The organism is Gracilimonas sp. (genome assembly GCF_014762685.1).
Taxonomy (GTDB): Bacteria; Bacteroidota; Rhodothermia; order Balneolales; family Balneolaceae; genus Gracilimonas.
The window spans coordinates 348,312-360,748 of sequence record NZ_JABURM010000005.1; the positions used below are offsets into that span (position 1 = coordinate 348,312).

The following is a 12,437-nucleotide window of genomic DNA, read 5'->3' on the forward strand; positions in this document are numbered from 1 at the left end:
TATGAAATTTATTCGTGCTTTTTTGTTATCAATTCTGATCCTTACTTCGATCATTTCTTGTGTGCCGCAAGAAAATGAGTCAGCATTTATATATGCTCCGGATCAGGAAATGATCACTGCTGTAGATGAGGTGATGGAACGCCAGATCGAACTTGGACGAATTGCCGGAGGCGTGGTTATGATATCAAGAGGAGACAGCATCATTACCGAAAAAGCTTGGGGTTGGAAGAACAGAGAGGAAGAAGAGCCAATGGAAACCCACCATCTGTTTCGCATTGCTTCTATGACAAAAGTAATTACCTCAACAGCTATACTACAGCTTTATGAAGATGGAAAGCTATCTTTGGATGATCCTGTTGAAAAGTACATCCCCGAATTTGATGATCCGGTTGTTTTGACCGAATTCAATGAAGAAACCGGTGATTATGAAACCCGTCCGGCTTCCAGAGATATTACCATCCATGATCTCCTCACCCACACATCAGGTGTTGCCTATGGATTTACGAGCAGTACCTTTAGTACGATCTTCAGTAACGCAGGTGTTCCTAATCTTGGCTCTGAAGAAGAACTCACCATTGGGGAATCAATGGCTACTTTGGGAGATCTGCCATTGGCTCACGACCCTGGGGAGCAATTTACTTATGGTTTGAATACAGATGTACTTGGGCGGGTTGTTGAAGTTGCATCAGGACGGACATTGGCTGATTATTTCTCTACACATATATTTGAGCCACTGAATCTGGATGATATTGGGTTCTATCATCCGGGTCGTGAGGAAGATCTTACACGGTTATATACCATCGAAGATAGCACCTTGGTCGTATATCCGGAGGAGGATTATGGAATGATCACTCCAAATTTCCCGGTCAGCGGGGCAATGACCTACTATTCAGGTGGGGCGGGTTTAACGGCCTCCACAAGTGATTATCTGACTTTCTTGTCAGCATTACACAATGATGGAAGTTTCAACGGAACCCGGATTTTAGAGCGAGAGACCGTTGACCTGATGACTGAAAATCAGATCGGAGAGCTTGATCTAAACGGAAATAAGTTTGGTTATGGATTGATGATCACAACTGAGGAAGGGTATGAGGAAGGAAAACGATCAGTGGGAAGCCTGAGCTGGGGAGGAGCTTTTCAAAGCACATATTGGATGGATCCTGAACACGATATGCTGGTTGTGATGATGACACAAGTAATACCGGCTTTGGGGCAGGGTGAGTTTTACGATAGCTTTGAACGAGCGATATATAAATCCATTAAAACAGAATGATGGTATTCATTCTGTTTTAGGAAGAAGCGATATAAATACTATGATTTGGCTTTTTTCTTCCTCTTTTCAAGTTGTTTTCGGTTTTTGCGTTTTGCGAAATAGGGCGTAAAAAATAAGTAGATACCGGTAATCCATAAAATGGTAACTACGAGGCCTGATGGAAGAAATACCCAAAGCTTGGCTGAATTATGAAACCAAGAGCCATCGTGTAGTGATTCAAGTAACTCAGATCGTCGATAAGCAACCTGTAAAATCTCACTGGTTTCAGTATCAATCTGGATTTCCCAACGGTTGTTAGCTCTTACTTTTACAATGCCTTTGTCAGGCCTTACATCTAGCCTGTCAATATCTTTCCATGATTGTATCATGGCTTCAGGGACAGTTTTGGAAGCTGATAAAATATCATCAAAACTGATAGTAGGGACGGCAGATACTCCTGTTTGTGAGGGAGGCTGTACCCAATCTACTTCTTTTTTAACTTGTAAAATTAATCCCGTAATTAGAACTAAAAGAAAGGGCAAGGCTATTAAAGCACCGCCCCATCTGTGAATCTTTCTCAAGTCACGACGTGTATGCCAACTCATCAATACTACTCTCTAATTTTTTAGTAATCCAATCCGGGCTGGGTGATCTTGTAGTTTTCTTCAGCTTTGGCAACTTCAACCATTTCCTGCACATCCTTAAGCAACTGCTTGGCATCAAATACGATCCCATCTTTGATGGTATAGCGAACACCGCCCTTGCGAACCGGCTCATTATCATCATTAACATAGATAGCCCCGGTGCCATACAAAACTTTCAGGTTCTCCATGGGGTTGGCATCCACGATCACCATATCTGCCAGTTTACCAACTTCAATAGTACCAAGTTGATCCTCTACACCGAGTACTTCAGCCGCTTTGAGAGATGCAGATTGGAAAATTTCCAAGGGATGAAATCCTGCTTCACGAAACATCTCCATCTCTTGAATGTACCCGAAGCCATAGAGTTTGTATATGTAGCCCGCGTCAGAACCGAGTGTAACACGCCCGCCTTTGTTTTTGTATTCATTGATGAACTGCATCCAGATGCGAAAATTTTCTTTCCAGGCAATTTCCTGTTCTGTTCCCCATTCCAGCCAGTAAGACCCATGTGAGATCTTGCTTGGTTTATAGAATTCCCAAAGTGAAGGCAATGTATATTTTTCATGCCACTCGGCCCGGCGTTGTGCACTCAGGTTTCTGTTGGCCTCATAAATGGTGAAGGTAGGATTCATAGTATAATCCAGTTCGATCATCTCATCCATTACTGCATGCCATTTCTCAGAACCAGGTGCAGCTGCTTGTTTCCAGAGGTTTCCGGCTTCCTCAAAACGATGTTGTTCGTTATTGTAATTATAATCGAGGGGGTAATCCTGAATGATACGATCCTCGAAAAGAGATTCGGGAAGACCATACCAGTGAGTGAGTGAAGTTGCACCCAGTTGGGCAGATTTAAGCGCATTATTATAAACAACACGGGTTTGAGCATGATGAGTCATAGTTCCCAGATCCCGTTTATTTGCTTCATCAATAGCCGCAGCATATACTTCTGGGGAAGCCCCAAAGAATTTGATCCCATCAGCTCCGGCCTCATCGATCATTTTAACCCACTCTCGCGCTTGTTCTGCGGTGGTTATTTGTTGATCATAATTAGAACCAAAATTGATCCATGCAGAAATTCGGGGTGCTGTGATCTCATTTTTCTCACTCATTTCTTTATGACGCAATGTCCAGTCCATTCCATTTCCTGAACCGGGTTCTCGGATGGTGGTGATACCATGTGCCAGCCAAAGTTTGTAAACATATTCAGGAGTGGTTCCCTGAGCCCCACCGCCGGTATGTGCGTGCATATCAAAAAAGCCGGGAAGGAGATACATTCCTTCAGCATCCAGAACTTTTGTGTTTTCATCGGCTTGAGGCCTGCGGTTTTCGTTGATCGGCAGGCCGGGATAACCAACGGTACGAATGGAGGCAATGCGGTTACCTTCCACTACAATATCAACTGGACCGGTAGCGGGTGAGCCGGTGCCGTCAATTAAATTCACTCCGCGAATAATGAGTCGTTCATAAGGTCCTTCACCCTCTGTGCGTTCTGGAGCATCCGGCATCTGTGCCTGGACCGAAAAAGATCCTAATAAGAGAAATAAGAAAAGTAGCTTTAGTGATTTCATAAATAGATTATTGAATTGCAGAATATTTTTGAATGTACTGCAAAGAAAGCTTCTACATCGTAAAATTAAGTTAGAGCAAAAGAGCTCCTTCATGTTTAAGGAGCCATTCCTTACGTTTTAGTCCACCGGCATAGCCGGTCAATTTTTGATCTGATCCGACCACCCGGTGGCATGGAACAACAATGGCGATCGGATTCTTACCATTTGCCCGGCCGACAGCCTGTGATGCTTTTTCATCTCCAACTTTTTTTGCGATCGAGCCATAAGAAGTAGTTGAACCCTGTGGAATTTCGAGGAGCTGTTTCCAGACCTGCTGTTCAAACTTGGTGCCGTCGGGAAGGAGTTCCAATTGGAATGCCGTTCTGTTTCCTTCAAAATATTCTCTGAGCTGAGTTTTTGCAGATTCGGTGTGAATATCGGGATCTTCAGGTCCGTCAAAATCCATAAATTTTATTTCGGTAATACCCGAACCGTTGGAGAGAATGCGAAGATAGCCGATGGGGATTTCGAGATAGCTAACGTATGTCAATTAATTAAGTATTTTGTGATGTTTATCTAAGGATATCAACTGAACCGGTTTTATCAAAATCAAAACTCGAAAGTTCAAAGTAAGGCAGGTCAGAACCAATGGTTGTTGAACCTGTTAATTTATACTCAAGATCTTCATCTCCACTTAAAATCCGGTACGCGCTCATCCCGGCATTCAAAAAGCTGATGGAAACGGGTAATTTAATATCTTTCGAAGATCCTTCTGCCAGGTTAATTTCTTCAGTCATTAATCCTGAAATAGACTCGAGCCCATTTATTTGAAGATTGTAAGCAAGTCGGGTCATTTGTAACTGAAATGAGTTTGGGTTCTCCACATTCAATTCAATACTCAGGTCTGCACCATTTAATGAAAGTTTATCGACGGAGAAATTATTCAAAGAGATGGCAGGCCTTTTGACTACCGGAATTTTTCCGCCATGCTGAACCGGAACGCTGAGGCGACCAATAATTGGCAGGTCAAAACCAAATTCTACTGCAAAATTAAATTCAGATTCACTTTCATTTCGTAAGCTTTCAATGGTTTGGAGCAGTTCAGAGTAATTTAATTGTAAGGGTATTTTTACACTGCTGCTTTGATGAGCACCGATTTTAGTTTCCCGGTTTTCATTACCTGATAAAAAATTCAAATCATTGATGTCAAGTGCATAGTTATAGGAAGCCAGGTCAATGCCTATGTTATTTGGGTTTTCAATTTCAACATCTGCTGTAACTTCAACAGCATGCAGCGATAGGATCGTCACATTCATGTCAGTTATGGAAACTGTAGGTTTACTGACGTTTGATAACTCCCCGAGTTGAGCACAAGATTGGAAGATGGTTACCCCAGCGAATAACAAGAAGACTGATAAAATTTTAATGCAGTAATTCATTGGGTATTTCATGAAATCATGGATTGAGGTTCTTATTAACATAGCTGAAAGTAAGTAAGAAACGGAGCAGAAATCAGCTTTCCTTTATTTTATGTCTGGTTCTGAAAATTTTATTTGAATACAGATAAAAAAATTTGTAACAAATATTCGCCTTTTCACTCTTGAATATAGCTTAATAGGTGAGATTAATGTTTATACCCTAACAGTTAGTCAATTCTAACTCCTTAAAGCTGAACTCAAAACCCCGGTACTGATACTTCCGGGGTTTTTTTATGTACATGGGTTTCTGCTAAAAATAGACTCGATAGAGTAAACTTACATTAATTCCCGGCTCCGGGCGTAAATCTTTAATGCGGGAAAGATGGTTGTAATATTCTTGATTCAGAATATTGTTCACGTTCAAAGAGAAGGTATGCAACAGTTTTCCGCCTTCCATCCGGTATTGTGCAAAAGCATCTAAGAGCGTATAACTGTCGGTGGGAGTTTCAAATTCGCCGGTTCGATTTTGTTCAGCGGCCATTCGTACTCTCGTGCCGAGCTCCAGTCCGTCTTTGGTATATTTAAAGGAGACTTTGCCCTTGAGTGGAGGAATTTGAGGTAAAGGCCGGGTATCACTGTTGTAACCTGTGGTATCTTGCTCTGCTTGGGGAACATCGCGTTCAGCTAAAGTATAGCTGGCGGATGCATCCAGTACGAAGTTCCTGAACAGTTGCAATTCTCCGGAAAGTTCAGCTCCGTATAATACAGCTTCAGCCCCTACAAACTGATAGTCGTTAAGGTCCGGCCGGCGGTTATTTGGCCTACCGGTATCCTGTGCATATAGGTAATTACTGAATCCATTATGGAAAATAGCTACTTCCGCATTGGCTCTGTCTGACTGGTATCGTACAAAAAGTTCTTTAGCTAATCCGCGTTCAGGATCAAGTTCAGGGTTTCCAATTTCATAAGAATAAGAAGCCAGGTGTGGGCCTTCGGAATACAGTTCTTCAAGAGACGGTGCGCGGAAAGAATGCAAAAGGCTTGTTCCTAACGAAATCCTTCGGTTTATGGAATAAATGACTGCAACCGAACTGGACAGGGCCGGAAAGGTGCGTTCTCTTATGTTTCCGATTCGTGAATCCGGTTCTTCTTCATCAGGTTTGTTAAGCACCCAATCAAACCGGAGTCCGCCTTCTAAATGCAAGCCGCCGAAGTCGGCTTCTTCAATAATGTATGCGCCAAATTTATAGCTGTTAGCATCCGGTGTCCCGGCTCCAATTATAGCATAATCTTCAATTTCACCCCAAAAACCAAAGGACCCTTTATCCAGGATACCCAGCGAGTTATGCTTGGCTTTGAGGTCGGCATTAGTGGTAACCAGCCCGAATTGAGTACCAAGGGCTCCGCTCGATTCTATTTCACGGTGCGTATAGTTCTTTATAGAAAAATCTCCCTCAATTACCTTGAGGAAATCGCTTCGGAGTACAATTTCTGATTTTATGTCATATTGAAATTTCTCCATTTCAATGTCCACTCCATTGGGGTGGCCCTGTGGATCCGGTGGAATTCCATAATTATTGAAATAGGTACTGAACGCGCCGCCTATATATCCCCAGTCCCGAATCCAGCTTATTCCTGCCGCATTGTTGGTTGAATTGTAATAAGTGTTATCAATTCCACCCAGCGGGGTAGATATATCATGAGCTGTTCTGCCATTTAAGTTGAGGCTTAAGGCAAAATTCTTATAGGGTATGGTTGCATCCAAAGCGGCTGAACCGCCTTTGCTTACAGATTCTCCATTCAGCGTAAAATTACCGGTGGTACGGGCAGGTAGGCTGGTTTCAATTTGATTACGGACTACATTAATTACCCCTCCAATGGCGTTTGCCCCATATGCCAGTGCCTGGGGACCCCGGGCAATTTCCACTTCCTGAGCTGAAATAGGATCAATAGTGACTGCATGATCAGCAGACTGGGCAGAGACATCCCCGGAACGAACGCCGTCTTGTAAAATAAGTACACGCTCATCACCCAATCCCCGAATCACAGGCCTTCCCGGTGCGCTTCCCATCTTTCGTTCATCAAAACCGGCAAGGTTGGAAAGGGTTTGTGAAAGGGTGTTACCTAAATTTCTGCGTAAATCGGAACCGAATACTTTTTTGGAAGCGTGCTCAAGGTTAGATCCTTTTAGGTCTTCTCCCTGGCCTACCACTTCCACTGATTGGGAACCAAGTACCGTGGGGCTCAGCTGGATATTAACAACTTCATCCGCTTCTTTAATGGCAATTTCTTTGGTTTGAGTGCGATATCCGATTCGATGAATGGAAAGGGTGAAATTTCCGGCAGGCACATTCTTTATCTGATAACGGCCGTTTGCATCTGCTACCGAGGTACGATTCAGTTCCTCAATATGTACATATGCAAAGGATATCGGTTCTCCGGTTTCGGAGTCCGTAACAGTTCCTGATAATAAATAACTATCTTCGGCAAAAGCATTCCCCGAAGAGAACGCTCCTGCCAAAAACAGTATGGAAAGGATTAAGTATTTCAATTATTGAGCCGCTGCTACATTAATTGGAAAATACTGAGTTGTGAAATCTGAGTGTCCGCTGTGCATTAGCTTTAACCGTAGGTTTGTAGTTCCTTCTGCTTCTGCATGAATGTGGAAACTCCATTTCCCATCTTCAGTATGCTGTTCAAAATTTGCTATACCTTGAGTATCGAATTCATGGCCCAGGCTGTTTTCTGCTTCTTCCGGTTGAAATTCATTACCATCGTGATCAAGGAAAAATATGGTGACAAGATCTGTTTCCTGTCCGGCTGTAAGTTGGAACTCTCCGGTAACTGATTGGTCAGGTAGTTGCTCAACAATAATTTGCCCGTTCATTTTTAGTACAAACCCTTCGGGCTCAGAATGTTCTTCTTCATTACCTGAAGTAGAGTTGGAGCATGCCACAGTAATAGAAATTAGGAGTACAAGGGTAAATAAGAACTTAATCGTGGATAATATTTTAAAATTTTTCATGACTTATAATCTATATTAACTTATTGGTAAATTTGATTTTATAAAATGTAATTCTGACTGAAATACCCAATGTTAAAGTAGCAGAATGGGTAAAACGAAAGAGACAGAATGCTGTAATTTTTTACTAACACTCAGTATCAACTAAGGTTAAGTAAGTAATTAAGCCATGACAGGAGGGGCGCGGCCTAAAAGCGGTACAAATGGTTGAGTGGACAAATAGAGAGGCTGAAGATCAACAGCAATGATATCCTGAAATTTTAACAATCCGTCAAAGGAAGGCTGAGTTTCGCCACCGGTTACGGCAACAATACCCGAAACAGGACATAATAGATCATTTTCTGTAATATGCTGTTCTTCAGCGTGATGTAAACATTCGAGGCCGGCACTGTGATAGTGCAGCATAGACAACATAGTGCCAACCAATGCTGTAGCTAAAAATAATACAGATATGTAATTTCTGATCTTATTCAAGTAATTGCGGTTAATTTGACCTCATCATTTATAATAAACCAAGTATCGTTAATAATCAGTTCATTATTGTATTATTGTTATAAATTATTACACAATTTTAAAAATTGGTAGCAAAAATGGCTGAATTTCTTGAGATTACAAAAGAATGGTTTTTCACCTTGGGAGCAGACTATGGGGTAAATCCAGTGATATTTGGCACTATCTATGTAGGGGCGATTCCCTTTTTTACACTTAGTTTAGTTTGGGTGGTAAAAAATTACCGTTATAAGAAATCTTTGGTTTTGCCATCACTATGCAGCGTATTCTTTTTTATTTCAGCCTACCTGTATTTGATTATTGTGGGTGAAAATGTGCCTTGGTGGGTTTATGGGATAGTAACTCTGTTAATTATTTATGGAGCATATTCCACAATTTTGAAAGTGAAATCAAAAATACAAGAAGAGATAAAGCAATAAATTGTTACTAAGGCGTGGTTTTTGTTAAGACATCACTGTAGTATAAAAATTAATGTAAGTAGGGTAGACTATAGCGTTAAAAGCTATTTAAAATAAGCGATATATATACTTGTTTTTTCATACTTGGATTTAAGTTCAAAGCAAAAGAAAGAGAGAATTTGGCTATTAAAGTTAACTGAAAGTTTGAATTTGCATTGATAGAGATTCATATAAAAGCGCTTTTCCGGGCTACACAAATAATTCACATTAATTTGACATACTAAAACCGTTCGGTTCTCAATTTTAACAATAGTGAGAGGTATTGATATGGGTCTTCCAGACAAATTCGTTTATAAATTCGGCAAATTAACTACTGACGGAAACAGGGGTATGAAGCCTATTTTAGGTGGAAAGGGAGCTAATCTTGCAGAAATGAGCACCATTGGGATACCGGTACCTCCGGGGTTTACCATTTCAACTGAAGCCTGTAAACAGACTATTGACAATCAAATGGAATGGCCTGAGAAGCTTTTTGATCAGGTTGTGGAAGGGGTGAAACATATTGAATCAGAAATGGGATTGAAGCTTGGTGATGAAAAAAATCCGCTTCTAATTTCTGTTCGTTCCGGGGCTGCGGTTTCTATGCCGGGCATGATGGATACGATTTTGAACTTGGGTATCAATGATAACGTGGTGGAAGCCATTATCAGGAAAACAAACAACGAACGCTTTGCATACGACAGTTATCGGCGCTTTATAGATATGTTTGGTAATGTAGTAATGGGCGTGGGTCATGACCATTTTGAAGAAGCTATTGAAAATCTGAAAAAAGAAGTAGGGGTAGAACTGGATGTGGAACTGACGGCAGCACATCTTCGGGAACTCACTGATCGATATAAGGCTATCTATCGAAAAGTAACAGGCCACATGTTTCCGGATGATCCCATGGAGCAGCTGAGATTTGCAGTTAATGCTGTATTTAATTCCTGGAACAGTGCCCGGGCTATCAAATATCGGCAAATAAGCAATATTCACGGGTTGATTGGGACTGCGGTGAATGTTCAGGCTATGGTGTTTGGGAACATGGGGGAAAGCAGCGGAACCGGTGTTTGCTTTACGCGAAATCCGTCCACCGGAGAGTCCAAATTGTATGGTGAGTTTTTGACTAATGCTCAGGGAGAAGATGTTGTAGCTGGAATTCGAACCCCCAGCCATATTGATGAACTGGAGCAAAAAAGCCCTGATATCTATAAAGAACTGTTAAGTTATACGCGTCAGTTGGAAGCACATTACAAGAATATGCAGGATATCGAGTTTACTATACAGGATGAAAATCTATACATCCTTCAAACACGAAATGGTAAGCGTACGGGAACTGCTGCTGTTAAAATTGCCGTAGATTTAGTGCTTGAAGGCGTGCTTTCCCAGAAAGATGCTATCCGCGACCTTGTAGATCCCGAACATATCGAACAGCTGCTGCACCCTCAGTTTAAGGAAGATGCTTTAGGAGAGAATAAAGTAATAGGCACAGGATTGCCGGCATCACCGGGAGCAGCTGTCGGTAAAGTTGTATTTGATTCAAAATTAGCTGAAGACTCAGAAGATCCGGTAATCTTGGTTCGAATTGAAACCAGTCCGGAAGATGTGGGCGGAATGTCTTCGGCTGAAGGTATTCTGACTTCACGCGGAGGGATGACAAGTCATGCCGCAGTAGTAGCCCGCGGATGGGGAAAACCTTGTGTAGCCGGGTGCAGCGATATTGTGATTAACTATAAAACCAAATCTTTTACCAATGGTAAGATAACGGTGAAAGAAGGAGACTGGATTTCATTAAATGGCAGTACCGGAGATGTAATTCTGGGACAAAAAGAACTCACTGAACCGGAATTCGGGGACGAGTACCGTACTTTCATGGATTGGGTTGGAACCGTGGAAGAAATGAAAGTCAGAACGAATGCTGAAACTCCTGAGGACGCGCAACTTGCTCGTTCTTACGGCGCCAAGGGCATAGGGTTGGCTCGCACCGAGCATATGTTCTTTAAGCCCGGACGGGTCAATTTTATGCGCAGAATGATTATTGCCAATTCAAAGAAAGAACGTATAGAAGCCCTTAATAACCTGCTTCCGTTTCAAAAACAGGATTTCATTGAAATTTTCGAAGCTATGGAAGGCCTTCCGGTCACTATTCGGTTACTGGATCCTCCGCTTCATGAATTCCTTCCTCAGGAAAAGGAAGAAATAGCGAAAGTTGCTGACGAGTTGGGAGTCAGTTTTGAAATTCTTATGAACAAGGTGAATCAACTGAAAGAGTTTAACCCGATGCTTGGGCACAGAGGATGTCGCTTAGGCATTACGTATCCTGAAATTACAGAGATGCAGACCCGGGCTATTATCGAAGCTGCTATAGAACTTGTTAAAGCAGGGAAAAAAGTATTCCCTGAAATCATGATCCCACTGGTGGGCAGTATTGAAGAATTCAGACATCAGCGGGAAGTAGTAGATCGAGTGGCTAAGGAAATTCTGTCAAAAGTCGATGAGAATGTAGATTACCTGGTTGGCACCATGATTGAAATTCCTCGCGCGGCTATATTGGCAGATCAAATAGCAGAAGAAGCTGACTTCTTTTCTTTTGGAACCAATGACCTGACTCAACTTACCTATGGATTTAGCCGTGATGATGCTGTCAAATTTTTACCAATTTACATTGCGAAGGGAATGTTGAAACAAGATCCGTTCCAGGTGCTGGATGAAGAAGGCGTAGGTCAATTTGTGCAAGCCGGAACACGGTTAGGACGAATGACCAATCCTGACCTGAAAGTTGGTATTTGTGGAGAACACGGTGGTGATCCAAGCAGCATCAATTTTGCCTACGAAACCGGGTTGAATTATGTGTCTTGTTCCCCATTCAGAGTACCGGTTGCTCATCTGGCTTCAGCCCAGGCCGTGCTCCGTAAAAAAAATATCGAAGAGAAACCGGATGAAGAACTGGTAAGACCCTTCGATCATTAATTGTTTTCTAAACGTACATCAATTAAAAGAAAAGGCGAGACCGTTAAAAGTCTCGCTTTTTTTATAGCTGTCAATGCATAGGGCAATGATTATTGTCCCTGAGTTTCTTCCTGCATTTTTTCCATCATCATTTGCTGTACGCGTTGCTGCAGTTCCTGATCTCGTTGCAGCGCCATATTGATTTCCATAAAACGATCCATTTCCATGCCTTCGGCTTCGACCGCTTCGGCCATTTTGTCTTCTACATCTTGTTGTATAAGCTCAATTTGTTCGGATGCCGCATCAAATTTTTCAAGATCATCGGAGCTTACATCCAGTTCTTCATCAGATTGATCATTAAACCGGGCTTCGGCGATAACATTATAAGTTTCTACATCCAATCCTTCTTCCTCAACAATGGCAAGCATCTCTTGCTGAGACCCCATTTGAATTTCCTGGGCTACCATAGATACTTCCGTGAACTGCTCTAATTCTTCATCGGAAACTTCAATTTCCGGAGCCGGTTGATTGGGCTCAAATTGTTGCTGAGCCTGTTGGTCATCCGTATTTTGTCCCGGTTCCTGAGCTTCCTGATCAGAACTACAAGCCAACATGGTAAGTGCAATCGTTATTGATAAAATATATTTAAGCATTGTAT

General features: G+C 42.1%; 11 protein-coding genes. 3 read left to right on the forward strand and 8 right to left on the reverse strand.

The annotated features are described in order from the left end of the window. Position 1 precedes the first annotated feature (1 nt). Positions 2–1,273, forward strand: a complete 1,272-nt coding sequence (locus tag HUJ22_RS01685) for a serine hydrolase domain-containing protein (RefSeq protein ID WP_290872815.1) — start codon at positions 2–4, stop codon at positions 1,271–1,273. 38 nt (positions 1,274–1,311) lie between these two features. Here HUJ22_RS01685 and HUJ22_RS01690 read toward each other — a convergent pair whose 3' ends face one another. The 7 genes from HUJ22_RS01690 to HUJ22_RS01720 form a co-directional block, all read right to left on the reverse strand. Beyond that, on the reverse strand, positions 1,312–1,857 hold the full coding sequence (locus HUJ22_RS01690) for a PepSY-associated TM helix domain-containing protein (RefSeq protein WP_290872816.1): 546 nt from the start codon (positions 1,855–1,857) through the stop codon (positions 1,312–1,314). Between the two features lie 20 nt (positions 1,858–1,877). Then, positions 1,878–3,464: an amidohydrolase family protein gene (locus HUJ22_RS01695; RefSeq protein WP_290872818.1), complete on the reverse strand. Its 1,587-nt coding sequence runs from the start codon at positions 3,462–3,464 to the stop codon at positions 1,878–1,880. A 70-nt stretch (positions 3,465–3,534) separates the two neighbouring features. Further along, positions 3,535–3,993 (reverse strand): methylated-DNA--[protein]-cysteine S-methyltransferase, encoded by a 459-nt coding sequence (locus HUJ22_RS01700; protein ID WP_290872820.1) that lies wholly within the window; start codon positions 3,991–3,993, stop codon positions 3,535–3,537. A 22-nt stretch (positions 3,994–4,015) separates the two neighbouring features. Beyond that, the gene (locus HUJ22_RS01705) at positions 4,016–4,759 is read right to left on the reverse strand and encodes an LEA type 2 family protein (protein WP_290872822.1); all 744 of its coding nucleotides are present in this window, start codon (positions 4,757–4,759) and stop codon (positions 4,016–4,018) included. A 412-nt stretch (positions 4,760–5,171) separates the two neighbouring features. After that, positions 5,172–7,412, reverse strand: coding sequence for a TonB-dependent receptor (locus tag HUJ22_RS01710; RefSeq protein WP_290872824.1), 2,241 nt, complete (start codon positions 7,410–7,412; stop codon positions 5,172–5,174). Next, positions 7,413–7,886, reverse strand: coding sequence for a hypothetical protein (locus HUJ22_RS01715; RefSeq protein WP_290872826.1), 474 nt, complete (start codon positions 7,884–7,886; stop codon positions 7,413–7,415). A 159-nt stretch (positions 7,887–8,045) separates the two neighbouring features. Further along, positions 8,046–8,357, reverse strand: coding sequence for a hypothetical protein (locus tag HUJ22_RS01720; RefSeq protein WP_290872828.1), 312 nt, complete (start codon positions 8,355–8,357; stop codon positions 8,046–8,048). 116 nt (positions 8,358–8,473) lie between these two features. Here HUJ22_RS01720 and HUJ22_RS01725 point away from each other — a divergent pair, with 116 nt between their 5' ends. Both HUJ22_RS01725 and ppdK read left to right on the forward strand, forming a co-directional pair. Beyond that, positions 8,474–8,812 carry a hypothetical protein gene (locus tag HUJ22_RS01725; RefSeq protein WP_290872830.1) on the forward strand — a complete coding sequence of 113 codons (339 nt, stop codon included), beginning with the start codon at positions 8,474–8,476 and terminating at the stop codon, positions 8,810–8,812. A gap of 306 nt (positions 8,813–9,118) precedes the next feature. Next, positions 9,119–11,800, forward strand: a complete 2,682-nt coding sequence (gene ppdK, locus HUJ22_RS01730; protein WP_290872832.1) for a pyruvate, phosphate dikinase — start codon at positions 9,119–9,121, stop codon at positions 11,798–11,800. A gap of 89 nt (positions 11,801–11,889) precedes the next feature. On the opposite strand, the gene HUJ22_RS01735 is transcribed toward ppdK, so the two are convergent. Beyond that, positions 11,890–12,432 carry a DUF4168 domain-containing protein gene (locus HUJ22_RS01735; protein ID WP_290872834.1) on the reverse strand — a complete coding sequence of 181 codons (543 nt, stop codon included), beginning with the start codon at positions 12,430–12,432 and terminating at the stop codon, positions 11,890–11,892. Positions 12,433–12,437: the final 5 nt, after the last annotated feature.